Genomic DNA, 25,465 nt, shown 5'->3' with positions numbered 1-25,465 from the left:
CACGAGCTTGGACGGATCGGCGGGACTGGAAGGTTGGAATCGCTAGCGGAGAATGTCGTACGGGTCGATGGGGGTTCCCGTCCACCACTGGCGCTCCGGCGTCAGCCGGAAGACGGCAAAGTGCAGATGCGGCGTGTCTTTCGGGGCATTGCCCGAGGTGCCCACGTAGCCAATCACCTGGCCGCGGCTGACGCGCGCGCCTTCCTTGAGGCCTTCCGCGTAGCGGTCCAGATGGGCGTAGTAGTACGAGTACTCCCTGCCGGGATCGAACTGATAGATCGTGTTGCCGCCCGCCTTGCTGACGAACAGCTTGGCGATCGTGCCGTCTTCGACCGCGACCACGGGCGTCCCCGACGGGGCGAGGATGTCGATCGCCTCGTGCTCGCGGGAGCCGCCGCGCCGGTCGTGGAACGATCGCACCAGTTTGCCGGCCTCGATTCCCTGCACCGGGATCATCAGATCGCGCGATTCGAGATCCTTGGCTTCCGGCGAGGTCGCCGGGATCACGCCGGTGCGCCCCGACGTGGGCGCGGGCGCCTCGACCACCGCGCTCGGCGTATCGTCCATCCCGCGCGGCTGGACGATCGCGACGGCGCCGTCCGGCCGCGGCCGCGCCGAGCCGAGCGACGCGACGACGAACGCGCCGAGCACGAAACCGAGCAGACCGGCGGCGACGAGATGCCGCATCGCGGGTCGGCGCAGGTCGGGCGGCATCGCGTTCATTCGCTGAACACCACCCTGGTGCCGGGGCGGACGAGCGACGCGAGCTTCGCCGCATCCCAGTTGGTCAGCCGCACGCATCCGTGCGACGCCGTCTTGCCGACGGTCGCCGGCTCCGGCGTGCCGTGCATGCCGTAATGCGGTTTCGAGATGTCGACCCACACGACGCCCACGGGATTGTTCGGTCCCGGCGGGATGGTCGCCTTCGAGTGGCCGGGATCGGCGTCCCAGAACAGGTCCGGGTTGTAGTGGAACTTCGGATCGCGCTGCACGCCCGTGACCTTCCACTCGCCGATCGGCAGCGGATCGTGTTCGCTGCCGGTAGTCACCGGGGCGTACATCAGGATCTTGCCGGTCCCGTCCACCACGGTGAGATCCGACGTGCTCTTCTTGACGGTGACGACCGTGGCGGCCGGGTTGTCCGCGCCGGGGGCCGCATCGGACTGACGCCCGCGCGGCGGCCCGACGGGGGGAACCGCGGCAGCGACGTTGGGGACCTGAATCTCTTCACCCGCGGCGAACTTCGCGCCCGGGTTCATCCGGCGCAGGAGCGCCGGGCTGGCGTGGAACCGCTCGCCGAGCGCCTCCAGCAGGCTGGCGTATCCAAGCGCCGGCAGCTTCGACTTCGCCACCATGTCTTCGGGAATGTCCGGGGTGAACGGCCCCGCGGCGTCCTCGTCGGTGATGCGGTACGCGGTCACCGCGTCGGCGGGCAGCGCGTCCGCCTTGCCGCCGTTCCTGGTGAACGCGTCGAGCGCGCGCGTCGTGCTGGTGCCGATCGCGCCGTCGATCTCGCCCGGCGAGAAGCCCGCGCGATCCAGCATGACCTGCGTCTGTACGGCGGTGATGTTCAGCCCGGACGCTGCCGCCGGCGCCTTCCCCCCGCGTTTCTGCGCGTCGAGCGGCGCGGCCAACCCGCCGAGGCTCGCGACGACCAGCCATGCGATCAGGATCGACCCTCGATCCTCGACCCTCGATCCTCGAACTCTCATCAATGGACCTCCGCAGGCGCGCGCCGATCGCCGCCGCGCCGTTCGGCCGCGGCCGATGGCTGCGGCCCAATCTCGATCAAGCGGAACGGCCGATCGGGAAACACCTCGCGCATCAGCGACGCCGACACGTTGTAGACCGGGACGTTGGTGCGCGTCCGCCCTTCCGGCGCGCCGTGATGCGCGTGCCCGTGAAACACCGCGGTGACGGGGAAGCGCGTGATCGGATCCTCGAGGCGGCTGCAGCCGAGGAACGGATAGATGTCGCACGGCTCCCCTTCGACGGTCGACTGGACCGGCGCGTAGTGGAGCAGGACGATGAGGTGATCGTTGCGCAGGCGGGCCAGCGCCGACTCCAGCTTCAGCGCTTCGTCCACCGCTTCGTGCACGAAGCGCTTGATGATCTCCTCGCCCCACGGGCCGAGGGCGCGCCGCCCGAAGCCGCCGGCAAAGCCCTTGATCCCCGCGAACCCGATCCCGTGCACCTCGCAGGTCTCGCCGTCGAGCGTGGTGACGCCCGCGTCCTTGAGGATGTGTGCGATCTCCGCCTGCTGATTCGATTCGAAGTCGTGGTTGCCGAGCACGGCGACCGCCGGAATCTTGATCGCCGGCGTGAGCTCCTTCACGAACGCGCGGGCTTCCTCGGCCAGCCCGTAGTCGGTCAGGTCGCCGCAGAGCAGCAGGATGTCGGCGGCGTCATTGATCTGCGAGAACAGCGGCTGCAGGGAGCCGGGCTGGCTGGCGCGGCCGAAGTGCAGGTCGCCAATGGCGGCGATTCGGACGATGTCCTTCGGTGGCATTCCGAAGGGGAGAGAGCAAAGCGTATACCGCGCGTCGGCGGAAAGGCCGGGCTTACACGCGCCTCAGCTGTTCGTCGAGCGCCGCAATCGCCTGCTCCAGCATCTGGCGGTGAGCCGGGGCGGTGGCGCGGGCCAGGTCGGCGGCGGCGCGCGATCGGGCGAGCTCGAGCCCCTCGCGCCGCGCCCGCCGCGCCTTCTCGTCGCCGGTCAGCGCCGGCGCCGCGCTCGGCCGGCGTGCGGCTTCCTCCTGCTGGAACTCGACCATCTTCGACTCGAACCCGCGCGCCATATCCGCCTTCTATAATAAAGGCACATGCACTCCCTGCTCCGCACGCGTGCGTTCGTGTGCCTCGTTGTGTGCCTGCTGCTCGCAGCGTGCAACCGCGGCGCCGCGCCGGGCGGCGACGGGGCCGCCCCTGCCGCCGCGCCCGCGCCCGCGGCGCCGCCCGCGCCCGGCCCTCCGCCGCCCGATGATTCGGGCCTGCCCAAGATCGTCGCCCTGGGCGACAGTCTCACCGCGGGCTACGGCCTGCTCGAGAGCCAGGCGTTCCCGGCGCTCCTGCAGTCGAAGCTCGCTGCCGACGGCTACAAGTGGGAAGTCGTCAACGCGGGCATTTCCGGCGACACCTCCGCCGCCGGACTGCAGCGCATCGACTGGGCGCTCGGACAGCACGACGTCCGGATCCTGATCCTCGAGCTCGGCGCCAACGACGGCCTGCGCGGCCTGCCCGTCGCCGAGATGAAGAAGAACCTCGGCGGCATCATCGAGGCGGCGAAGGCGAAGGGCGTCGCCGTGCTGCTCGTCGGCATGGAAGCGCCGCCGAACTTCGGTCCGGAGTACACCGTATCGTTCCGGCAGGCGTACCGCGAGTTGGCGAGAGAGCACAAGGTGCCGTTCCTGCCGTTCCTGCTCGACAAGGTGGCGGGCAATCCCGCGCTGAATCAGGGAGACGGCATCCATCCCAACGTCGAGGGGACGGCGATCGTCGCGGATACCGTCTGGCAGGCGCTCCGGCCGCTGGTCGACGCCGCCACATGATCGCGCTGCACGGGGTTTCCAAGACAGTTCCGAGCGGCGAGTCGATGCTCACGATCCTGCACCCGCTGGATCTGCGCATCGAGGCGGGGCGCGTCGCGGCGATCGTCGGGCCGTCGGGCAGCGGCAAGTCGACGCTGCTCGGGCTCCTCGCCGGTCTCGACAACCCGTCCACCGGCCGCATCCTGATCGACGGCCAGGACATCACCGCGATGTCGGAGGACGACCTGGCGCGGTTTCGCGGGACGCGCATCGGGTTCGTGTTCCAGTTCTTTCATCTGCTGCCGTCGCTGACCGCGCTCGAGAACGTCCGGGTGCCGCTCGAGATCGCCGGCCAGCCCGATGCCGGGCGCCGGGCGGATGCGCTGCTCGCGGAAGTCGGCCTGGCGCCGCGCCGCCATCACTATCCGTCGCAGCTGTCCGGCGGTGAGCAGCAGCGCGTGGCGATCGCGCGCGCGCTGGCGAACGATCCCGCCATCCTCCTCGCCGACGAACCCACCGGCAACCTGGACAGCGGCACGGGCCATCACATCATCGACCTGCTGCTCGACGTGAACCGCACGCGCAAGACCACCGTCGTGCTGGTCACGCACGATCCGGAGCTCGCCGCGCGCGCCGACCAGACGATCGCCCTGCGCGACGGGTACGTGGTATGAGGTTCGTCCTCCTCATGGCCGTCCGCGAGGTCCGCGCCTCATGGCGGCGGCTGGTCTTCTTCTTCGTCTGCGTGGCGATCGGCGTCGGCGCTATCGTGCTGCTGCGATCGGTGATCCAGACCGTGCGCGGCACGCTCGCAACGGAGTCGCGCGCGATGATCGCCGCCGACGTCGCGGTCATGACCAATCGTCCCTGGACGCCGGAGGTGCGCGCCGATCTCGATCGCGCCCTGGCGCGCGCGCCGGTCCGCGAGCGCCAGGAGATGATCGACGTGGCGACGATGGTGCGCCCCGCGGAGGACGGCGGCACGGCCGCGGCGCGGATGGTGGAGCTGCGCGCGGTGCAGCGCGGATTCCCGCTGTACGGCAGGGTCGCGCTGCAGGACGGGCGCCCGTACTCGCACGATCTCGTCGCCAACCGGGGCGTGCTCGTGCGGCCGGAGCTGCTCACGCAGCTCGGCGTGCAGGTCGGCGATCGACTGCTGATCGGCGGCCAGCCGTTCACCATTCGCGGCGTGATCGCGCAGGAACCCGGTCGGCGCGTCGGCGCGTTCAGCTTCGGGTCGCGCGTCATGATCGATCTCGCCGACCTGCAGGGGCTCGGGCTGCTCTCGCTCGGCAGCCGCGCGAACTACCGGATCCTGCTGAAGGTCGATGAACCGGGCGTCAACGCGCTCGAGCGCGACCTCCGCCGCGAGTTCCGCGACCGCTTCGTCGGCGTCAGCTCGTTCCGCGCGACCGAAGACCGCATCGGGGACGACCTGGCGCGCGCCGAGAACTACCTGAGTCTGGTCGGCTTCGTCATCCTGGTGCTCGGCGGCATCGGGGTCTGGAGCGTGACCCGCGTCTTCGTCCGCCAGAAGATCCGCAGCGTCGCGATCCTCAAGTGTGTCGGCGCCACGACGCGGCAGGTGCTCGGCGCCTACGTGCTGCAGGTCGTATTCCTCGGCCTGGCCGGCAGCGCGCTCGGCGTCGGCCTCGCCCAGGTGGCGCTCGGCGCGATCCCGGAAGACATCGGCGCCGCCCTCGGCACGGCGACGACGTATTCCCTGACACTGTCGGCGGTGTGGCAGGGGATTGCCGTCGGCATGCTCGTGTCCCTGTTGTTCTCGCTGGTGCCGCTGCTCGAGGTCCGGCGGGTGAAGCCGCTCCTGCTGCTGCGCGGCGGGACGGCCGGCGCCATCGGCGGCGCGCCGGTGTTCCCGGCGTGGTGGACGCCCGCCGGCGTCAGGGCGCGGATTGCGGCGCTCGATCGGGCGCAGGTCGCGGCCGCGCTGCTCGTCGGCGCGGCGCTGGTCGCGGTCGCCGGCTGGCAGGCGGCGTCGCTGAAGGTCGGCGCGATCGTCTGCGCCGGGTTCGCCGTTGTCGCCTTCGTCCTCCATCTCGTCGGCACCGGCGTCGTCCGCGCCGTGCGGCCGGTGGCGCGCGCCCGCTGGTTCCCGCTGCGGCATGCCGTGCTCAGCCTCGGCCGTCCCGGGAACCAGACCCGCGTCATCCTGCTGGCGGTCGGCATCGGCAGCTTCTTCGTCATCGGCGTCCGCTCGCTGCAGGCCAACCTGCTGCAGCAGTTCTCGCTGGAGCTGGGCAGCAGCGGCGCGGACATGTTCCTCATCGAGATCCTCCCGCCGCAGGTGGATCGCGTCCGTGCGTTCCTCGATCAGCGGAAGGCGGAGGACGCCGGACCGCCGCAGATGATTCCGGTGATGCGCGCCCGGGTCACCGGCGTGCGGGGACGCGACACCAACCTCGAATCGTTCACCGAGGTCCGGCGCCAGGGCTCGCTCGGCCGCGAGTACACGATCACCTATCGCGATCACCTGCAGCCGAACGAGACGGTCACCGACGGCGCGTTCTGGAGCGGACAGCCGCCGCTGCCGGAGAACACCGCCGTCGGCGAAGTGTCGATCGAAGAGAGCGTGCACGAGCGCTGGCGCATCAACGTCGGGGACGTGATGCGGTTCGACATCGTCGGCCGCGTGTTCGAGGCGAAGGTGACGAGCGTGCGGGACGTGGAGTGGGAGGACGCCCGCAGCGGCGGGTTCATGTTCGTCTTCCGTCCGGGCCCGCTCGACAAGGCGCCGCAGACCTGGATCGGCATCCTCAAGGCGCCCGGCGACGCGGTCGCGCGCGGGCGGTTTCAGCGCGATCTCGTCGCCCAGTTCCCGAACGTGTCGGCCATCGACGTCCGGGAGATCCTCAACACGGTCAAGACCGTGGTGGACAACGTCACGCTCGCCATCAGCATCGTCGGCGGGATCGCGCTGGCGAGCGGCGTGCTGATTCTCGCCGGCGCGGTGGCGATGACGAAGTTCCAGCGCGTCTACGAGGCCGCGATCCTGCGGACGCTGGGAGCCAGCACGCGGATGCTGGCGGCGATGCTGGCGCTGGAGTACGGCGGCCTCGGACTGCTCGCCGGCGGCGTCGGCGGCGCCGCGGCGCTGGCGCTGACGTGGGCGCTGTCGCGGCACGTGCTCGACATTCCGTGGCGCCCGGCGCCCGGGCTGGCGCTGCTCGGCGCCGCGGTCACGACCGCGCTGGTCGGAGTCGTCGGCGTGACGTCCAGTTACGACGTCCTCCGCAAGAAGCCCCTGGGCACGCTCAGGGCTGAGTAGCGTTGATCGCCCGGCTCGAAAAATCCCACGCACTCAAGTGATAAGATGGGAGTTTAGGGCTCCCCGGAGATGACCGGCATGGACACGTCGACCTACAAGGAAGCGCTGATCAAGAAGCGTGCGGAGATCCTGGCCGCCGGCGGCGGTGTAAAGCCTCTGCAGGAGACCATGAGCGACGTGAACTCGCGCCAGGGGGATCTCGCGGACCAGGCCAGCGGCAACAACGAAGTCCACATTCAGCTGAAGCTGAAACAGACCGACGCCAAGATCCTCCAGGCCATCGAAGAGGCGCTGCGCCGCATCGAGAAAGGCACCTACGGCGTCTGCCGCGACTGCGGCGAGGAGATCGCGCCGGCCCGGCTCAACGCGATCCCCTGGACGCGGGTCTGCATCACCTGCAAGGAAAAACAGAGCTCGTGAAACCCGCCGAACTGCTCGAGTTGCTCCGCGAGTTCCACCGCGAGAAGTCCGCGCTTCGCGCCCGCCACGTCGCCGGTGCGCGCCTGATCGGCGACTACAACTTCAACAACACCTACCAGTACATCATCAACCGCGAAGACGTGCATCTCGCGTGGCTGCGCGACGCGATCGCGGATCTCGGCGGCACGTCCGAAGATGCCCCGGAGCCGGCGATTCAGGCCTCGGGAAAGAACGCGGCCCAGACGATCTTCCGCGAAGACAGCGGCCAGGCTCAGGCGTTCGTGGATCGCTGGCGCGATCGCATCGAGCCGATCGTCAACGCCCGCCACAAGACGATGCTGCGGCTGATGCTCGGGGAGGTGCTGGAACACAAGCGCTTCTTCGACCTGGCGCTCGCCGGGCGGCAGGACCTCCTCGGCCGCCGCGCCGACGGCATGGGAACGCCGGGAAGGGTGTTGCCCACCCGGTGGGTCGGGGGCCGATAGCCGGTTGCCAGTTGCCGGTTGCCAGTTGCCAGTTGCCAGTTGTCAGTTGCCGGTTGCCGGTTGCCGGTAGCCAGTTGTCGGTTGCCGGTAGCCAGTTACCAGTAGCCAGTTAGCGGTTGCCAGTTGTGCGTGCGATAGCGGTCGCGCTCGGGTCGAATCTGGGGTCCCGGGATGGCAACATCCGCATGGCTGCCGCCGCGCTCGCGCGCATTCTGCGCAACTTCCGCATTTCCTCCATCATCGAAACGGCGCCCGTTGGCCCAGGCCTCGAAGAGGATCCGCCCTATCTCAACGCCGTGGGTGTGGGGGAGTCGGACCTGCCGGTCCGCGAGATCTTCGATGCCTTGCGCACCATCGAGCAGCAGACCGGTCGTACCCGCCCGTACCCCGGCGCGCCGCGCACGCTCGATCTCGATCTGATCCTGGCGGGGGACGAGGTGCTCGACGACCCCGATTTGCAGGTGCCGCATCCACGCTTCCGCGACCGCCTCTTCGTGCTCGACCCGCTCTGCGAGATTGCGCCCGATCTCGTCGACCCGGTGACGGGACTCACCATCCGGCAGTTGCGGCGGAAGCTGTAAGCTGCCCGCGCTCCGCGTGTCCCTCACCGCTGCCGGTAAAAAAGGAAGGGCCGGGGTGATGCCCCGGCCCTTCCAGACTGAGAGCTGAGAGCTGACAGCTCAAAGCTCAGTGTGGCAGCTGACTACGTCGTCTTCTTGTAGGTCGTGGACGACGGGCCGCGGCCGCCGGTGCGATCGATCTTCAGCTTGCCGTCGGCGAGCGACCAGGTCTGCGTGTTCTCGCCCTGCTCGGTCTTGGTGGTGATGACGAGCTTGGCGCCGTCCCACTTGGCCGAGACCTTCGCGGTCATCTGGCCCATCGTCATTTCCGTCTCGGACCCGTCGAGCTTGTAGACGCGGGTCTGCGGGCCCTGACGGCCCTGGGTCTCCACGGTCAGCTCGGTCGCGGTCTGCTTGACGGTCATCGGACCCGCCATACCGCGTCCGCCGCCGCCGCCGGCCGGCGCTGCCGCCGCGGGGTCGACGTCGGGCGTCCACGTGCCCGAGAAATCCGGTTTCTGCGCATAGCCGGCGACGGCCAGCGCGACGACGAGGACCGCCGTCAATCCAAGTTTCCGCTGCATGCTCTGACTCCTTTTGCTAGACGAACGATGACGAACGACGTACGGGCATTGAAGCGCCAGCTTACTCGAAGCGCAGCGCCTCAATCGGATCCAGGCTCGCCGCCTTGCGAGCCGGGTAGAAGCCAAAGAATACGCCCGTCAGGGCGGCGAACCCGAAGGCGAGCGCGATCGCGTCCCCGGAGATGTCGGCGGGCCACTGCATGAACTTCTGCACCGCGGCGCTCAGCCCGAAGCCGAGCCCGATGCCGATCAGCCCGCCGATCAGGCTGATGACGATCGCTTCGACGAGGAACTGCAGCAGCACGTCCTTGCCGCGGGCGCCGATCGCCATGCGCAGTCCGATCTCTCTGGTCCGCTCGGTGACCGAGACCAGCATGATGTTCATGATGCCGATGCCGCCGACGAGCAGCGACACGCCGGCGATGCTCGCCAGCAGCGTCGTCATCGTCTTGGTGGTCTCGGTCTGCACGCTGGCCATTTCCTCGAGCGTGCGCACCATGAAGTCATCGGCGTCGCCGGACACGATCTTGTGGCGGACGCGGAGCACGCCGCGGATCGCCTCGGCGACGTCCTGGATCTGTTCCGGCGTCGCCGCCGAGACGGTGATGTTGTTCAGGTTCTGCTGTCCCTGCAGCTTCTTCATCACCGTGCTGTAGGGCACGAAGATCGTGTCGTCCTGATCCTGGCCCATCGCCGACTGTCCCTTGGACGCCATCACGCCGATCACCTTGAACGGCTGGTTGCGGATGCGGATGATCTGACCGGTCGGATCGACCTCCGGGCCGAACAGCGTGTCGGAGACGACGCTGCCGAGCACGGCGACCTTCTGCGCGCCGGTGACGTCCTGCTGGGTGAAGAACGCGCCGTACTTGGTCGGCCAGCTGCGAATCAGCGGCAGGTCGGTGTCGGTGCCCTGGACCTGCGTCGACCAGTTCTGGGTGCCGGCGATGACCTGGCCGCGCGTGTTGGCGCCGGCGGCGACGTACTGCACACCGGGAATCTCGCGGATCGCGGCGGCATCCTCCGGGGTCATCGTCGTGGCGTTCCCCTGGCCCATGCGCACGCCGCCGGTCTGGAAGTTGCCGGCGTTCACCATGATCATGTTGGTGCCCGCGGACTTGACGCGCTCTTCGATGGTCGTGCGCGCGCCGGTGCCGAGCCCGACCATGGTGATGACGGCGCCGACGCCGATGATCATCCCGAGCATCGTCAGCACGGTGCGCATCTTGTTGCGGTTCAGCGCCTTCAGCGCGATCCGCAGGGTCATTAGTATCGACATGTCATCCTCACCTGGGCCCGGCTGGTTCGCTCGCTCACCCGGCGACGGGCTGCTGCTGTTGCGCGACCGACGGCGGCACGTGCGAGTTGTCGTCGTCGGGCGGCGGCAGCTGCTTCAGCTCCTCCGACGCCAGCCGGCGATGGCGGATCTGCTCGTCGATCTGGATCCGGCCGTCGCGGAACTTGACGAACCGGGTGCCGTGCTCGGCGATGTCCATCTCGTGCGTGATCAGCAGCACCGTGATGCCGTGCTCGAGATTGAGCTTCTGGAAGATGTCCATGACCTCGATCGAGGTGCGCGTGTCGAGGTTGCCGGTGGGCTCGTCGGCCAGGAGGATCGACGGCTTGTTGATCAGCGCGCGCGCGATGGCGACGCGCTGCTGCTGCCCGCCGGAGAGCTGGTTCGGATAGTGGTCCATGCGCTTGCTCAGGCCCACGATGTCCAGCACTTCCTTGGCGCGCCGGTGCCGCTCGGACGCCTTCATCTTGCTGCCGCCGTTGTAGAGCAGCGGCAGCTCGACGTTGTCGAGCGCCGTCGTCCGCGACAGCAGGTTGAACCCCTGGAAGACGAACCCGATTTTCGTGTTGCGGATCCCCGCCAGTTCGTCCTTCGACATCCGCGAGACATCCTTGCCGTCGAGGAAGTACTGCCCGCTGGTCGGACGGTCCAGGCACCCGACGATGTGCATGAACGTCGACTTGCCGGAACCTGACGGGCCGGTGACGCAGACGAACTCACCGCGGTGGACGTCGAGCGACGCCCCCCGCAGGGCCCGCACTTCGATGTCGCCGACCTGATAGGTCTTGGTCAGGTCACGAACAGAGATAACGAGGTCAGACATCAGCTGGTTTTATCCCCGCCCGCCGCCGCGGCCGCCGCCACCGCCGCCAGGCCCGCCGGGCCCGCGGCCGCGCTGCGGCATCAGCGGATTGTTGGCGTTGTTCTGCTGGTTGGCCGGACGGCTCGCCATTTCCGGCGTGACGACCGCCGTTACCACTTCCTGGCCGGGCTGCAGCGCGTCGGCGTTGATCACCTCGGTGAACGTGCCGTCGCTGATGCCGAGCCGCAGGTCGACCGGCTTGAGCTGCTTGTTGATGAAGAGCCAGGCGCGCCCGCGCGTCTCCACCGTCGCCAGCGGGCCGAACAGCGCGTCAATCGTCGTCGCCGACGTCACCGCCGCCGAACGCGAGTTCGCCGCCTGCTGTCCCTGCACCTGTCCTCGCGGCGCGTTGGCATCCCCCCGCCGCCCCTGCCCGGCACCCTGGCCCTGACCGCCGGGGCCCTGGGCGGTCTGGCTGCCGCTGCGGGCGCCGCCGAAGCCCTCTCCCGGACCGCCGCCCTGGGGCGGGCCGAAACCGCCGCGCCCGCCGCCCTGGCCGCCCTGCGCTTCGCGCTGGCGGCGGCGCTCCTCGGCCTGGGCGCGCTCCTCGGGCGACATCTGCGCGAGACGCTCCTGCCAGCGCTTCTCGCGCTCCTCCGGCGTCATGTTGGCGAAGCCGCCGCCGCGCCCGCCGCCCGGACCCGGCGCGCCGCCCTGCGCGGCCTGCCCCTCGCCGCGCGCCCGCTGGCCGTCGGCCGGGGCGGCCTGCTGACCCTCAGGGCGCTGGCGCTGACCGGTACCGCCCGTGGGGGCGTTCTGTGCGCGCTGCTGATTCTGCGGCGCCTGACCCGGCGCCGCCGTTCCGGGCGCCGTACCGCCAGTCCCCTGCGTGCCCTGCGTCCCACCGCGGGCACCGCCCGCCGTTGGCGCGCCGCCCGGTCCGCCCGCAGTGTCGCCGCGGCGCCCGCGGCCGAACCCGCGCTCCAGCTCCGGCGGCACCGGCTGGTTGAACGCCGCGAAGATGTCGGTCGTCGGCCGGAAGCGCAGCGCCGCGTTCGGCACGCGCAGGACGTTCTGCCGGCGCGCGATCTCGATCGTCACCTGCGCGGTCATGCCCGGCTTCAGCTTCAGCTCCGGGTTCGGCACGTCGATGACGGTGGAGTAGGTGACGACGTTCTGCACGGTGACGGGGTTCAGCCGCACCTGCTTCACGCTGCCGTGGAAGGTCTCGTTCGGATAGGCGTCGACCCGGAACGACACTGCCTGTCCGGGGCGCATGCGGCCGACGTCGGATTCGTCGATGCTGGCGTTCACCTGCATCGCGGTGAGGTCCGCGGCGATGATGAACAGCTCCGGCGCCGACATGCTCGCCGCGACCGTCTGGCCGCGATCGACGCTGCGCTTGATCACGATGCCGTCGATCGGCGCGGTGATGACGGTGTGATCGAGGTCCACTTCCGCCTTGTTCACCGCCGCCTTCGCCTGAACGATCGACGATTCGGTGGACTTGAGCTGCGCTTCCGCGGTCTTGACGTTCAGCTCGGCGTTCTCGAGATCGACCTTGGTCGCGAGCTGGCGGGCGGAGAGCTCGCGCGCCCGCGCCAGCTTCTGCCGCGCGTCGTCGAGCGTCACTTTCTGCCGCTCGAGGTTCGCCATGGCGTTGTTCAGATTCGCCTTCGCGGTCTCGACCTGCGTCTGGAGGATCGACGGATCGAGCCGGGCGACCACTTGGCCCTTCTTCACGATCGAGTTGAAGTCGGCGTAGAGCTCCTGGACGATGCCCGACACCTGGGTGCCGACGGTGACGGTGGTCACCGCCTGCAGCGTGCCGGTGGCGCCGACGCCGTCCACGATGTCGCCGCGCGACACCTGGAGCGTCGTGACGGTGGGTTCCTTCTCGGGCCGGTTGGCGTAGAACACGGCGCCGCCGGCGCCCAGCACGGCGAGGATGATGACGACGGGAAGCAGCTTTTTCATGACTGTGGAAGGCTCTCGCTTAGAGTCCGCCGCCGCCGCCGACGGCGGCGACGCCGCGCGTGCCGACGGTCTGCACGGTTTCGAAGTTGACGAGCGCCTTCCGGTAGTTGAGGAGGGCGCGCAACTCGTTGTTCTGCGCGTCGAGGAAATCGCGCTGAGCCTGGACGACCTCGTAGTTGATCGCCATGCCGACCTCGAACTTGCTCTGCGCCGCCTGGAGCCGCTGCTGCGCCAGCTCGCGCGCGGTGCGCGACTGCTGCACGGCTTCCAGGCTGCTCTGCACGGTCAGCGCCGCGTTGGCGACGTCGGTGGCGATCTGCAGCTGCAGCGCCTTCAGGTTGGCCTGGGTCTGCTCGAGGGCCAGGCGCGAGCGGGCGACGTTGGCTTCCTGCGTGCTTCGCCCGAGCGGCACCGCGAAGTTCATCTGCACGTTCCAGGTGGGCAGGTCGAACTTGCCCAGCGTCGACAGCGCATCGGCATATCCGGACGGAATGGTCTGGGTCACCGCGCCGCCGAGGCCGCCGCGCACGAACTGCGTCCCGCCGACGCCGCTCAGGCCGTACTGCGCGACCAGATCGAGCTGCGGTTTGGTGAGCTCGACCTGCTGACGCAGGTTGATGTCGCTGATGCGCAGGTTGTTCATCGATTGCTGCACGTCGGTCCGCTCTCTCAAGGCGCGGGCGACTGCCGCGTCGACGTTCAGCGCCTCGGGCGCCGCGGCCGGGCGGTCGACGGGATTGATCGAGGAGGTCCAGAGCGGATCGTCGGTACCGCTGACGATCAGCCGCTTGAGCGCGAGTTCCGCGGTGCGGACCGTGGCCTGCGCCTGCACCAGCGTGAGCCGCCGGTTCGCCGCCTCGGCCTGCGCCGAGGTGATGTCGATCGGCGCCAGCGTGCCGATCTCGACCCGCGCCTGGTTGTCCTGCACCAGCTTGTTGGAGATATCGAGCGAGTTCTGCGCCGCTTCGACCGCCTGAATCGCGAACACCAGATCCCAGTAGGCATTGCGCGTGTTCGCGACGGTCGTCGCCGTCGTCGCCTGCACCGCGATCTCGTCGTTCTGCTGGCTGATGCGGTTGGTCTGCAGCCCCGCGCGCGTCGCGTCGATGCGCCATCCGCGCCAGAGCGGCTGCGTGATGTTCGCCGTCAAGCCGGAGTTGTAGGTCGGATTGCGCACCGCGAACAGGTTCGAGCTGTTGACGCGCGAGTTGGTCCAGCCGACGTTCCACGACCCGCCGTGCCATTTCATGTTCTGCGCGAAGCCGCCCTGCCACGAGACCGTCGACGTGTTCAGGCTGTTGCCCGTCGCGCCCTGTGTCTGGTTGGTGACCGCGTTGGTGACGCTCCGGTTCCCGACCGTGGAGGTGAGATTGGGCCGGTAGAACGCTTCCAGACCGGCGAGGGTGAAGTCGGTCAACCTCGGCGTGATGCGGGCCACGCCGATGTCGATGTTGCGCTCGCGCGCGCGGGCGACGGCGTCTTCGATCGTCAGATCGACACGCGGACCGGCGGTCACGAAGGGGGCCGTCGGCTGCGCCGGGGTCGTCGTGACGACGGGCGCGGGCGTCTGCGCCGGCGTCTGCGGAGCGGGCGGCTGCGCCGCCGGCGTCTGTGCCGCCGCGGCGGACACGGTGAGCGTCAGTACGGCCGCCGCCGTCATGACAACGTTCTTCTTCACGAAACCCTCCAGCACGTTGGGAATGAACTGCGAATGATCGACGTTACCTGGGACCGCCGCCGCGGCGGCCGTCACGCTCGCGCATCGCCCTCATGGCGTCGAGCTTGGCACGCTGCTCCTGGGTGAGCAGCTTGTTCATGCGATAGAGCAGGATCACGCGCGCCTTGTTGGCCTCGCTGCGGGCCGCCTCGACCTTGTCCAGCTGCGCGACGACCGCCGCTTCGTCCGGCGCCCCGTCGAGGAGCATCTTCTGCAGGATCGCGTCGGCCTTCTCGAGCCGCTCGTTCAGTTCCATGCGCTGCGCGAAGGTGCGCTGCCACACCTGCTCGAGCGCCGCCGATTGTTGATCGGTTATGCCCAGTTCGGCGCGGAGTCCCGGATCCATCCAGAACTTCTTCCGGCCCTCGCGACCGGAAGGCTTGCCCGGCTGAGCGTTGTCGTTCTTCTGAGACGACTGAACGGCACTCCGCTGTTCAGTCGCGCCGCAGTTCACCGCCGCGCGCGCCCGCGCGCTTGCGAACAGCAGGGCTGCACACAGGAAACCGAGTGATCTGGTCATTGCTGCCGTGATTTACGACCCCTCCCGGGGGGTTGTTTACCGGCGTTGTGTAAGCCGCTGCCCATTGCGCCCGACGGCCTCCGGCAAATCATTGAGCCGCCACGGGTTGTTTTCGGGCACGTCGCTTGCCTTGCCGAAGGCAGGAGGCGGACGGTGCGCAACGTGATGATCGGATGGATGGTACTCGCCGCGCTGCTGCTGGGCATGAGCCTGGGCCGGGCCGCCGACGGCAATGAAACCACGATGACCGTCCAGGTCAGCTCCGCGGAGCACGAGACGGACGAGGGCTACTTCGCCCTCGGCAAGGACGTGACGCTGGTCGCCAAGCCCGGCACCGAGCTGCACCGCTTCCTGTCACGCCAGAACGGCCACCAGGTGCGGATCACGATGACGATGGTGGACGGGCGGCAGCTTTCGCGGATCGACCGCTGATCGAGCGGCGCACGGGCTCATCCGTCAGCCGGGGCACTTCCACAACGGGTTTTACGGGTTCTACGGGTTCTTCGGGTTCCTCGGGTTCTCCGGGTTCAGGTTCTACGGGTTCACGGTTCTACGGGGTTCACCGTCGCATCAGCCGAACCTGGAGAACCTGAACCGGGAGAACCCGGAGAACCCGAAGAACCCGTAGAACCCGTAAAACCCGTAAAACCCGAAACCGAGTCACCCGGATGCTCCCGCGAGCGCCGCTAGAGAGCAAACCGCTCGAGCGTCTCGATCACTTGCCCGACGATGTTGTTGGGCGTCGATGCGCCCGCGGTCAGTCCCGCCACGATGCGCCCCTCGCGGGCGAGCCAGCCCTCGCTGACGACTTCCGCCGCCGCCGCCGTGGACGGGGCGCCCACCGGACGATGGCGGATGCGATCGGCAGACAGCAGACAGCCCGGATCCGAGATGTGATACGTGCGCACCCGCGCCGCGCAGATGCGCGCCAGGTTGCAGGTGTTGCTGCTGTTGTACCCGCCGACCACGATCATCAGGTCCAGCGGCTCGCGGTCGAGCAGCGCTTCGACGGCATCCTGCCGCTCCTGCGTCGCGCTGCAGATCGTGTCGAAGGCGCGGAAGTGCTGCGGCAGCGCCGCCTCGCCGTGGCGATCGCGCATCGCCGCCCCGATCATCTCGCCAATCTCCAGCGATTCCGACATCAGCATCGTGGTCTGGTTGGCGCAGCCGACGCGCACGAGATCGCGATCGGGATCGAAACCGGGCGACACGGCGCCGGCGAACCGGGTGAGGAACGCCTCGCGATCGCCGCCGTTCCGGATGTAGCTGCAGACGATCGCCGCCTCGTCGCGGTCGAGCACGACCAGATAGCGGCCGTTGGGATACTTGAGCGCCTGGGACGCGGTCGCCCGCGTCTCCTCGTGCTTCACCTTGCCGTGGATGATCGACGTGAAGCCGTCCTGCGCGTAGCGGACGACGTTCTTCCAGACGTTCAGCACCGAGCCGCAGGTGGTGTCGACGAGGGTGCAGCCGCGCGCGGAGAACGCCAGCATCTCCTCGACGGTGATGCCGAAGGCCGGCAGGATGACGACGTCATCCGGGCCGAGGTCGGCGACCGATCGTTCCCCGGGGTCGCTGAGGAAGCGGATGCCGTTGGCGCGCAGCCGATCGTTGACGTGCGGGTTGTGGATGATCTCGCCGGTGAGGAAGACCTGCCGTCCGGGAAAGCGGGCGACGGCCTGATACGCGTAGTCGACGGCGCGATCGACGCCGTAGCAGAAGCCGAACTCGCGGGCGAGGTGGATCGTCAGGCGTCCCGAGTCGTGGCGGAAGCCGCCGGCGCGCACCTGATCGACGAGCGCGCTGTGATAGGCGGCCGCGAGCTCGCCCGCAACGGCCTGCTTCATGTCGAGGCCCTTGCGGAAGATCAGCGGCTGGGTCGTGCTCACTTCATGTCGCGCGCGTGCGGCGTCATCTCGTCGAGCGCGCTGAGCGTGCTGACGCGCGGCTTCGCGAGGATGTCCGACAGCAGCTCGTCTTCCGGATGCGCGGTCGCCGCCGGCGTGTACTCGCTGGCGATGCTCTGCGTCTTCGGCTGCGTCAGCGTGGGCGGAGCCGTGGTGACGGCCTTGTTGATCTGACGGAGCGGCACCATCTGGCCGAGCCCGAAGCCGGTGATGATCAGGCTGGCGGCGGCCGCGACCGTGACCCAGCGGCGGACGTGCGAATGCCCGCTGATGACGGCGCGCGCCGCCTTCGGGAACGCGATGACGCGGGCCGGCCGCTCGAGCGTCTCGAGCCGGCGCGCAATCTGCGCCTGCTGAGCGGTCAGCCGGTCGGCGGGGAACGCCTCGTCGGCCTCGGCGCGCAGCTCGTCGCCGACGCCCATGATCCAGCGGTCGAATTCATCGAACCGCGCGCGGCAGGTCGCACATCCCTCCAGGTGCGGATGGCCCCCTCCCGTCGTCCACAGACGCGCGAACTGCTGGTCGTTCAGGTGACGACCACGTCCCAGACGGTCAAGAAGTGACACGGCGTTTTCCTTTCAGCTCCCCCGGGGCGCCGGCGGCGGTGTCATGCGCCAGCAGCGCCCTCAACTTACGAATCGCTCGAAACAGGTGCACGCGGACCGTCGATTCGTTCAGACCCGTCAGCGCGCTCACTTCCCGCGACGTTCGACCTTCCACGTGGCTCAGCACGAACACCGAGCGCTGGCGCTCGGGCAGCCTCGACAGCGCGGCGGCAATCGCCCGCCGGCGCTCGCGTCCGAGCAGCGCCTGTTCCGGCGACAGGCCGCCGGCGGCGACCCGGTCGGTCAGATCCCGGTCGGCCGGCGCGTGGTCGCCGGCCGCGCCCTGGCCCGATCGCGTTCCGGGCCTGCCCGACATCGGCAGCAGCCACCGTTCCCGGCGGGTGCGCGCCTTGATGCGATCCAGACACCCGTTGATCAGGATGCGCGTGAACCACACGTCGAACGGCAGCTCTTCGCGGAACGACGCGAGGTGCTGGTACGCCTTCACGAACGCGTCCTGCACCGCCTCGTCCGCCTCGGCGGAATCGCGCAGGTAGTGATACGCGATCCGCGCGGCGCGGCGCTGGTGCCGCGCGACCAGCTCCGCGTACCGCTCGCGCGCGCGATCCAGCTCGCCCGCAGCCTGCGAGGCCTTGACGGCAGAGGCAGCGGCGGCATCCGCTTCACGCGCGGCGGCGAGGGCCGGTGACGTTCCTGACATGAAAATACGCCGCAGCGCCTCCGGCGTTTACCGCCAAAGCCGTGCCGGCCCGGTCGCCCCATTATAGGACGGGGCGGTAAGATACGCGGATGGAATCGTTTCCGGCCGTCCAGGCGGGACGGCCGAAGCCATCGGAGTTCGTCTTCGCGCGCCTCCGCTACGACTCGGGCGACTGGGACTACAACCCCAAGGTTGCGGCGAACGTGCTCAATTCCCTGGTCGAGTACACGACCATCCCGGTGTTCGGCGAGGAAGTGGTGATCGCGGCGGATTCCAAAGAACTGCTGGCCTTTCCGTTCCTGTTCATGACCGGCCACAAGCTCGTTCGCTTCTCGCGCGAGGAGCGCGCGCAGCTCGAGCGGTTCGTGCAGCAGGGGGGCTTCCTCTTCTCCGACGACTGCAACCATGACATCAACGGGCTCTACGCCAAGAGCTTCGAGCAGGAGATGCGCACGATCTTTCCCGGCGCCGGAACGCTGGCCAAGCTGCCCGGCACGCACGCGCTCTATCGCTGCTTCTTCCAGTTTCCCGACGGGCCGCCGACCACCTCCCACGAGCTGAACGGCTGGGGGGACGACATCGTCCACGACTATCTCCGGGCCGTCGAGCATCGCGGTCGGATCGGCGTGCTGTACTCGAACAAGGACTACGGCTGCGAGTGGGACTACGACTGGCGCAACAAGCGCTTCCAGCGAGAGGACAACACGAAGTTCGCGGTGAACATCGTGGTGTACGCGATGACGGCGTAGATGCCCTAATGCAGCGACGTGCCCGGGAAATAGAACTCGAGGACCTGGGCGGGACTCTGGCCCGCGCGCAGACGCGCGATCGCGCCGGCCTGGCAGAGGCCCACGCCATGGCCGAATCCCTTGCCCGAGAACACGAACGTGCGGCCGGATCTGCTGACGGAGAACAGCGTGCTGCGCAGCGAGCGCGCGCCGAGCCGGCGGGTCACGATGTCCCGAAAGACCTCGCCGCGGACGACGAACGTCCGGCTGCCGCGGAGCACGATCTGCTCGGCGCGTCCGGCGCCGTCCCGGCCGGCGACCTCGATGCGGTCGAGCCTGGCGCCGACCGCCGTCCGGACGTCCGCGTTGAGCGCGGCGCGCAGCGCGTCGGCGCCCGCCTCGTAGGTCCACATCGCGTGCGCGCCGGGATCCACGGCGTCCTGGCGCGCCGCGAGATAGGCCGGCGCCACACCGCCCCACACGGCGCCGGCGGCGCTGGTGTGGCCGCCGCAGTCTGCATGAAAGACCGCCCGCGCCGGCGCGTCGGCGAACCAGAGCACTTCGCCTTCGGTCCGCTGCGCCGCACTGCGGGCGATCGACGCCCAGCGCGACGTGGTGAGACGCGCCGGCTCGTACACCTGACAATGCGTGGTCGAACAGAGATCGAATCCGTCCCTGGCATGGCGCCCGCGATTCGCCGCCGCATAGCTGCGGGCGATGACGCTCTGCACCTCGTAGATGCGGGCCGCCAGCGCATCCTCGCCCGGCGCGGGATGGACCTCCGACAACGCCGCCGCGATCACATAGCGCTCGAGCGGAACCTCGCGGACGACGAGGGCCTTGCCTTCGCGCACCTGCACCCGCACTGACGCGGGGGTCGCCCGCGCGACCGATCCGGGAAGCATCACCCGCCCCGGATGAGCCACACAGGCGCTCATTCCGACCACTCCGAGCACCAGCACTCTTCGCACCGTCAGCACGCCGCGCACCCCCGATCACCTTATCGGGTCAAGTCCTCTCGTCATACACTTACCCCCGTGCCACGCATCCTGGTGATCGACGACGACCACGGCGTGCGCGACAGCACGGCGCGCATGCTTCGCGGCGCCGGCTACACCGTGGACACGGCGCCGACCGGCGAGGAGGGGCTGACCGCGGCGAAAGGGAACGTGTTCGACGTGATCCTCTCCGACATGCGCATGCCGGGGATCTCCGGGATGGAGGTGCTGAAGCGGCTGCGCGAAGCGCGCGTCGATTCGGCGTTCATCGTGATGACCGGGTTCGGCACCATCGACATCGCCGTCGAAGCGATGAAGCTGGGCGCAGTGGACTTCGTGCAGAAGCCGTTCCTCCGCGACGAGCTCCTGATGCGGGTGAAGTCCGCCGCCGACCGCCGGCAGCTCGCGCGCCAGGTCGACCTGCTGCAGCGCCAGATCCGCGGCAGCAGCCCCACCGATTCGCTGATCGGCGACAGCGAGCCGATGCTCAAGGTGAAGGATCTCATCGGCCGCGCCGCCGCCGCGGCCGGCACCGTGCTCATCACCGGCGAGACCGGCACCGGCAAGGAACTGGCCGCCCGCGCGATCCACGCCGCCGGTCCGCGCGCATCGCGCGCGTTCGTCGCGCTGAACTGCGCCGCGCTCACTGATTCGCTGCTCGAGAACGAGCTGTTCGGGCACGCCCGGGGGGCCTTCACCGGCGCCGCCGCGGCGCGCGCCGGACTGATCGAGCACGCGAGCGGCGGCACCATGTTCCTCGACGAGATCGGCACCATGCCGCCGCCGGTGCAGGCCAAGCTGCTGCGCGCGCTCGAGGCGGGCGAGGTCCGCCGGATCGGCGAGAACGAGGGGCGCCGGGTCGACGTCCGCTTCGTCGCCGCCACCAACGCCGACCTGCAGGCCGCCGTGGACGCCGGCGCGTTCCGGAGCGATCTCTACTACCGGCTCAACGTCCATCGCATCCACCTGCCGCCGCTGCGCGAGCGGCGGGGGGATGTCGCGCAGCTGCTCGACTTCTTCCTGGCCCGCTTCGGCCCGGCGGCCGGCGTCACCGGCGTGGACGAGGCGGCGCGCGCGGCGTTGATGGCCTACGACTATCCCGGCAACGTGCGGCAGCTCGAACACGTGCTGCAGCGCGCCGTCGCGGTCGCGCGCGGGCCGATCCTCGAGCCCGGCGACCTGCCGGAGGAGCTGTTCGCCGTGCGGGCGCTGGATCCGCATGCGGCGGCGGCGGACGGGACGGTCGCCGCCGCGCGGGAGCGCGCCGAGCGCGAGATGATCGTCGCGACGCTGGCCCGCAACAACGGCGAAGTCGGCGCCAGCGCCCGAGAGCTGCAGGTGAGCCGGACCACGCTCTGGCGCCTGATGAAGAAGCACCAGATCTGAAACACCGCGCGTTTCAGCGCTGAAACATCCCCCCGGGCGTCCGGCCGGCGCGGCGCCGATTTCCCGGCAAATCCACCGGTCCCGCCGGTGTGCGGTTGCGGTCCATCTCTTGCTCAACCGTCGGGCACCGTGAACACGCCCACCGTTCTGATCGTCGAGGACGACATCGCCTTGCTCGAAATGCTGTCGCTCGAGGCGCAGCAGCGCGGTTACGCGGTCAGCCGCGCCGCCACGCTCGCCGCTGCCCGGCAGCTGATCGATCGCGAGATCTTCCAGCTCGCGGTCATCGATTTGATGCTCGGCGGCGAATCGGGGTTCGACGCCATCCGCGCCATCCGCGCGCAGTCGCTCGAGACCGAGATCGTCGTCATCTCCGGGGCCGCGTCGCTGGCGTCCGCGCTGGACGCCTACGACCTCGATGCCTTCGCCTTCGTTCCCAAGCCGTTCCAGGTCGATCAGCTCTTCGCCACGGTGGAGCGGGCGCTCGAGCACCGCAGCGTGGTGCTGTCGAACCGGCGGCTGCTGTGGGAACAGCAACTGATCAACGACGTCGGCGAGGAGCTGCGCCACCTGCTCGAACCCGAGGAGCTGCTCCACCGCGTGCTGCGCCGGCTGATGCGCGGGATGCGCCTCGATTGCGGCGCGGCGCGCCTGCTCAACCCGGCGACCGGCGACTACGACCTGCGCGTCGTCAGCGCGCCGGAGGCGGTATCGCGCCAGTGGTCGACGTTCACCGCGCAGAACCCCCGGCCGAGCGATCGCGTCCTGGCGACGCGCGCGCCGGTCCGCATCAGCAATCTCCACGACGGCCTCGACCCGGCGACCGCGGCGGACCTGCCGGTGTGTTCGGCGTTGAGCGTGCCGATGTTCGCGGGCGAGGACCTCATCGGCGTGCTCTCCATCGCCAGTCCCGAGCCGGGGCGCTTCACCGCCGACGACGAGCGCGTCGTCTGCGTCATTGCCAACCAGGCGGCGGTCGGCGTCCAGAACGCGCGGCTGCACACCTTCATCCGCGCGGCCAAGCAGGAGTGGGAGGCGACGTTCGACGCGATCAGCGATCCGATCGCCGTCTTCAACCAGCAGGGGCGGCTGCTGCGCGGGAATACCGCGCTCGCCGCCGCGCTGGGGCTGCCCGTCACCGCGCTTCGCGGGCTCACGTGCGACGCGGTCGGCCTGTGCGGCGGCAAGTATCCCGACTGCGCGGTGGGGCACGCGACCGGCAGCGTGTGCGAGCACGGCGAGGTCACCCGTCCGGGCGAGCGGATCTACAACGTGACCACCTGCCCGGTGCCGGAAGCGCCGGGCGGCGCCGCGATCGTGCAGATCGCGAAGGACGTCACGCTCGAGATTCAGACCGCGCGCCGCATGCGGCAGATGAGCGACGAACTGGCGGCCACCAACGGGCGGCTGCTCGCGACGGTCGAGCGGTTGAAGGCCACCCAGGCGCAGCTGCTGCAGGCGGAGAAGCTCTCGGCGATCGGCCAGCTCGTCGCCGGCGTCGCGCACGAACTCAACAATCCGCTCACCAGCGTGATCGGCTACGCGCAGCTCCTGCAGGAGGAGGTGCGCGAGGCGGACGAGTCCGGGGCGCCGGCCCCGAGCGGGCTGGCCCACGATCTCCGCCGCATCGCGGAGGAATCTGAACGCGCCGCGAAGATCGTCCGCAACCTGCTCGCCTTCGCGCGCCGGCAGTCGGCGGCGCGCTCGGAACAGGACGTCGCCGACCTGATGACGCGCGTGCTGTCGCTGCGCGCGTACGAGTTCCGCCTCAACGCCATCGAAGTCGAGTCGCGCTTCGAGAGCGGCCTGCCGGCGGTGCTGGGGGACGGCGGCCAGCTGCAGCAGGCGCTGCTCAACCTGCTGCTGAACGCGGAGCAGGCGATGCGCGCCCGGACGGTGCGGCGCATCAGCGTCGGCGCGCGCCGCGTGCCCGACGCGGACGCGATCGAAATCTTCATTGCCGACACCGGCCACGGGATTCCGGAAGAGAACCTGCGGCGCATCTTCGATCCGTTCTTCACCACGCGCGAGGTCGGGGAGGGCACCGGGCTCGGCCTCAGCATCTGCTACGGCATCGTCCGCGACCACGGCGGCCAGATCTCGGTCGAGAGCCGCGTCGGGCAGGGGACGACGTTCAAGGTGCTGCTGCCGGCGCGCAGCCAGGAGGATCGGCTGCGTGTGCTGGTGGCGCACCGCGATCCGACGGAGCGCGATTACGTCGCCGCGGCGCTGGCCGGATGGGGGCACGACGTGACCACGGCGGAGAGCGCCGACGACGCGCGCGGGCGGCTGGCGTCGGGCAGCGGCGACGTCGCCCTGGTGGACCACGCCTTCATCGCCGCCGATCCGGCGGGATGGCGCGACGCGTTCGCGGCCGGCGGCGGCCATGCGGCGCTGATCCTCATGTCGGAAGCCTCGGGAACCGAGGGGGTGGCCCCTCCATTCGAACTGGCGGCGCTCCGGGGGGCGCTGCGCGGAATCTCCAAGGAGTGCGTATGAACGGGCAGAAGCCCCTGGTCATGGTCATCGACGACGAGCAGGGCATCCTCGACGTCGTCGGACGCTTCGCGCAGCGGGCGGGGTTCGAGGCGATCACCAGCGCCAGCGGCCGCGACGCGATCGCGCAGCTGCAGCTGCGGCGCGCCGACCTCGTGATGGTCGACCTGCGGATGCCGGACGTCGGCGGGCTCGACGTGCTGCGGGCGATCCGTGAGATCGATCCGCGCTGCCAGGCGGTGCTGATGACGGGATTCGCCTCGGTCGATACCGCGGTCGAAGCGATCAAGCTGGGGGCGATGGATTACCTGAGCAAGCCGCTCGACTTCGCCCGCCTGGAGCAGCTGCTGGCGCACGTGCGGGACGACATCGAGCGCCGCCGCAGCCTGCTGGCGGCCGAGTCCGACATGGCGCGGCGGCTCGAGTTCGCCGGCATGATCGGGCGCGGCCCGGTGATGCAGGAGCTGTTCGGCATGATCCGGCGGCTGGCGCCGCACGTGCGGACGGCGCTGATCACCGGCGAGACCGGCACCGGCAAGGAGCTGGTCGCGCGGGCGCTGCACCGCACCGGCCCGCGGCGGGAGCGGCGCTTCGTGACGGTCAACTGTTCGGCGGTGGTGGAGACGCTGTTCGAGAGCGAGCTGTTCGGCCACATGCGCGGCGCGTTCACCGGCGCGACGGAGCACAAGCCGGGGCTGTTCGAGCTGGCGGACAACGGCACGCTGTTCCTCGACGAGATCGGCGAGCTGCCGCTGACGGTGCAGGCGAAGCTGCTGCGCGTGCTGGAGCTCGGCGAGGTGCATCGCGTCGGGTCGCTCGAGCCGCGCAAGGTGAACGTGCACGTCATCGCCGCCACCAACCGCGACCTGCGGGCGGAGGTCGAGGCCGGACGGTTCCGCAGCGACCTGTTCTATCGCCTCAACATCGTCGAGGTGAAGCTGCCGCCGCTGCGCGATCGCCGGGAAGACATCCCGTATCTCACCGCCGCGTTCGTGCGCGAGACGGCGGAGCGGCTGCAGAAACCGCTGGCCGGCCTCACGCCGGGGGCCGAACGGATGCTCGGCGCGGCGCGCTGGGACGGCAACGTGCGAGAGCTGCGCAACGTCCTCGAGCGCGCCTGCATTCTCGCCGACGGCGACTTCGTGACCGAGAAGGAGCTGGCGATGAGCATGCCGCCGGTGGCCTATACGGGCGTCCGCGTGCTCAGTCACACGGCGGTCAACGACGGCGCGAACGAGCAGGACCTGCTGGTGAACGTCGAGCGCGAACACATCCAGCGCGCGCTGCTGCGCGCGCGCGGCAACAAGAAGGCGGCCGCGCGCATGCTCGGGCTCAGCCGCCGCGCCTTGTACCGCCGCCTGGAGCGGCTCGATCTCGGCGACACCATCAGCCGGCGGCGCGACCCGGTGCTCGAGGCCGTGAGCGCCTGACGCCGCACACGCGTGCGCGGCGCGGGCGCTTCGGGCGCACACGGCGATGCCGCCCGCCGGCGCGCGCCGCTTTCGCAGG

The 25,465-nt window shown here is 69.6% G+C and carries 25 protein-coding genes; 11 read left to right on the top strand and 14 right to left on the bottom strand.

Features of this window, described 5'->3' with window-relative positions; genetic code table 11:
* Positions 1-42: 42 nt before the first annotated feature.
* Genes VFK57_22710 through VFK57_22695 form a run of 4 tightly spaced genes read right to left on the bottom strand, consistent with a single transcriptional unit; the run spans position 43 to position 2,798 of the window.
* Positions 43-714 carry a M23 family metallopeptidase gene (locus VFK57_22710; protein HET7698545.1) on the bottom strand — a complete coding sequence of 224 codons (672 nt, stop codon included), beginning with the start codon at positions 712-714 and terminating at the stop codon, positions 43-45.
* Between the two features lie 5 nt (positions 715-719).
* On the bottom strand, positions 720-1,712 hold the full coding sequence (locus VFK57_22705; protein HET7698544.1) for a L,D-transpeptidase: 993 nt from the start codon (positions 1,710-1,712) through the stop codon (positions 720-722).
* Positions 1,712-2,509, bottom strand: coding sequence for a metallophosphoesterase (locus VFK57_22700; GenBank protein ID HET7698543.1), 798 nt, complete (start codon positions 2,507-2,509; stop codon positions 1,712-1,714). Before VFK57_22700 ends, VFK57_22705 begins: the two co-directional genes overlap by 1 nt.
* A gap of 52 nt (positions 2,510-2,561) precedes the next feature.
* Positions 2,562-2,798, bottom strand: a complete 237-nt coding sequence (locus tag VFK57_22695; protein ID HET7698542.1) for a hypothetical protein — start codon at positions 2,796-2,798, stop codon at positions 2,562-2,564.
* Between the two features lie 24 nt (positions 2,799-2,822).
* Between VFK57_22695 and VFK57_22690 the strand changes: the two genes are divergently transcribed.
* From VFK57_22690 to folK, 6 genes are all read left to right on the top strand, one after another.
* Complete coding sequence (locus tag VFK57_22690; protein ID HET7698541.1) at positions 2,823-3,548, top strand: arylesterase; 726 nt, start codon at positions 2,823-2,825, stop codon at positions 3,546-3,548.
* The gene (locus tag VFK57_22685) at positions 3,545-4,201 is read left to right on the top strand and encodes an ABC transporter ATP-binding protein (protein HET7698540.1); all 657 of its coding nucleotides are present in this window, start codon (positions 3,545-3,547) and stop codon (positions 4,199-4,201) included. Before VFK57_22690 ends, VFK57_22685 begins: the two co-directional genes overlap by 4 nt.
* On the top strand, positions 4,198-6,813 hold the full coding sequence (locus tag VFK57_22680) for an FtsX-like permease family protein (protein ID HET7698539.1): 2,616 nt from the start codon (positions 4,198-4,200) through the stop codon (positions 6,811-6,813). The genes VFK57_22685 and VFK57_22680 overlap by 4 nt, the downstream gene beginning before the upstream one ends.
* Positions 6,814-6,882: 69 nt before the next feature.
* On the top strand, positions 6,883-7,233 hold the full coding sequence (locus VFK57_22675) for a TraR/DksA family transcriptional regulator (protein HET7698538.1): 351 nt from the start codon (positions 6,883-6,885) through the stop codon (positions 7,231-7,233).
* Positions 7,230-7,718 (top strand): hypothetical protein, encoded by a 489-nt coding sequence (locus VFK57_22670; GenBank protein HET7698537.1) that lies wholly within the window; start codon positions 7,230-7,232, stop codon positions 7,716-7,718. The genes VFK57_22675 and VFK57_22670 overlap by 4 nt, the downstream gene beginning before the upstream one ends.
* Positions 7,719-7,843: 125 nt before the next feature.
* Positions 7,844-8,299 (top strand): 2-amino-4-hydroxy-6-hydroxymethyldihydropteridine diphosphokinase, encoded by a 456-nt coding sequence (folK, locus tag VFK57_22665; GenBank protein HET7698536.1) that lies wholly within the window; start codon positions 7,844-7,846, stop codon positions 8,297-8,299.
* A gap of 122 nt (positions 8,300-8,421) precedes the next feature.
* On the opposite strand, the gene VFK57_22660 is transcribed toward folK, so the two are convergent.
* From VFK57_22660 to VFK57_22635, 6 genes are all read right to left on the bottom strand, one after another.
* The gene (locus VFK57_22660; GenBank protein HET7698535.1) at positions 8,422-8,862 is read right to left on the bottom strand and encodes a hypothetical protein; all 441 of its coding nucleotides are present in this window, start codon (positions 8,860-8,862) and stop codon (positions 8,422-8,424) included.
* 61 nt (positions 8,863-8,923) lie between these two features.
* Positions 8,924-10,141 carry an ABC transporter permease gene (locus VFK57_22655; protein HET7698534.1) on the bottom strand — a complete coding sequence of 406 codons (1,218 nt, stop codon included), beginning with the start codon at positions 10,139-10,141 and terminating at the stop codon, positions 8,924-8,926.
* Positions 10,142-10,175: 34 nt separating this feature from the next.
* Entirely contained in the window at positions 10,176-10,982 is an 807-nt protein-coding gene (locus tag VFK57_22650) for an ABC transporter ATP-binding protein (protein ID HET7698533.1), read from the bottom strand.
* A gap of 9 nt (positions 10,983-10,991) precedes the next feature.
* Positions 10,992-12,938: an efflux RND transporter periplasmic adaptor subunit gene (locus VFK57_22645; GenBank protein ID HET7698532.1), complete on the bottom strand. Its 1,947-nt coding sequence runs from the start codon at positions 12,936-12,938 to the stop codon at positions 10,992-10,994.
* Positions 12,939-12,957: 19 nt separating this feature from the next.
* Positions 12,958-14,616, bottom strand: coding sequence for a TolC family protein (locus tag VFK57_22640; GenBank protein ID HET7698531.1), 1,659 nt, complete (start codon positions 14,614-14,616; stop codon positions 12,958-12,960).
* Positions 14,617-14,659: 43 nt separating this feature from the next.
* The gene (locus VFK57_22635) at positions 14,660-15,001 is read right to left on the bottom strand and encodes a Spy/CpxP family protein refolding chaperone (GenBank protein HET7698530.1); all 342 of its coding nucleotides are present in this window, start codon (positions 14,999-15,001) and stop codon (positions 14,660-14,662) included.
* Positions 15,002-15,328: 327 nt separating this feature from the next.
* On the opposite strand from VFK57_22635, the gene VFK57_22630 reads away from it, so the two are divergent.
* A complete protein-coding gene (locus VFK57_22630; GenBank protein HET7698529.1) occupies positions 15,329-15,607 on the top strand; it encodes a hypothetical protein in 279 nt (92 codons plus the stop codon).
* Positions 15,608-15,861: 254 nt separating this feature from the next.
* Here VFK57_22630 and VFK57_22625 read toward each other — a convergent pair whose 3' ends face one another.
* Genes VFK57_22625 through VFK57_22615 form a run of 3 tightly spaced genes read right to left on the bottom strand, consistent with a single transcriptional unit; the run spans position 15,862 to position 18,348 of the window.
* A complete protein-coding gene (locus VFK57_22625) occupies positions 15,862-17,064 on the bottom strand; it encodes a 4-hydroxy-3-methylbut-2-enyl diphosphate reductase (protein ID HET7698528.1) in 1,203 nt (400 codons plus the stop codon).
* On the bottom strand, positions 17,061-17,648 hold the full coding sequence (locus VFK57_22620) for a hypothetical protein (protein HET7698527.1): 588 nt from the start codon (positions 17,646-17,648) through the stop codon (positions 17,061-17,063). Before VFK57_22620 ends, VFK57_22625 begins: the two co-directional genes overlap by 4 nt.
* Complete coding sequence (locus VFK57_22615) at positions 17,635-18,348, bottom strand: sigma-70 family RNA polymerase sigma factor (protein ID HET7698526.1); 714 nt, start codon at positions 18,346-18,348, stop codon at positions 17,635-17,637. The genes VFK57_22620 and VFK57_22615 overlap by 14 nt, the downstream gene beginning before the upstream one ends.
* 89 nt (positions 18,349-18,437) lie before the next feature.
* On the opposite strand from VFK57_22615, the gene VFK57_22610 reads away from it, so the two are divergent.
* Positions 18,438-19,097, top strand: coding sequence for a DUF4159 domain-containing protein (locus tag VFK57_22610; GenBank protein HET7698525.1), 660 nt, complete (start codon positions 18,438-18,440; stop codon positions 19,095-19,097).
* 5 nt (positions 19,098-19,102) lie between these two features.
* On the opposite strand, the gene VFK57_22605 is transcribed toward VFK57_22610, so the two are convergent.
* Entirely contained in the window at positions 19,103-20,002 is a 900-nt protein-coding gene (locus VFK57_22605) for a SpoIID/LytB domain-containing protein (protein ID HET7698524.1), read from the bottom strand.
* Between the two features lie 111 nt (positions 20,003-20,113).
* Here VFK57_22605 and VFK57_22600 point away from each other — a divergent pair, with 111 nt between their 5' ends.
* From VFK57_22600 to VFK57_22590, 3 genes are all read left to right on the top strand, one after another.
* On the top strand, positions 20,114-21,460 hold the full coding sequence (locus tag VFK57_22600; protein HET7698523.1) for a sigma-54 dependent transcriptional regulator: 1,347 nt from the start codon (positions 20,114-20,116) through the stop codon (positions 21,458-21,460).
* 129 nt (positions 21,461-21,589) lie between these two features.
* Positions 21,590-23,959, top strand: coding sequence for an ATP-binding protein (locus tag VFK57_22595; GenBank protein ID HET7698522.1), 2,370 nt, complete (start codon positions 21,590-21,592; stop codon positions 23,957-23,959).
* Complete coding sequence (locus VFK57_22590; protein HET7698521.1) at positions 23,956-25,386, top strand: sigma-54 dependent transcriptional regulator; 1,431 nt, start codon at positions 23,956-23,958, stop codon at positions 25,384-25,386. Before VFK57_22595 ends, VFK57_22590 begins: the two co-directional genes overlap by 4 nt.
* The last annotated feature ends 79 nt before the right edge of the window (positions 25,387-25,465 follow it).

This window comes from Vicinamibacterales bacterium, from assembly GCA_035699745.1.
Lineage (GTDB): Bacteria > Acidobacteriota > Vicinamibacteria > Vicinamibacterales > 2-12-FULL-66-21 > JAICSD01.
This window is presented reverse-complemented; position numbering and strand designations above follow the sequence as displayed.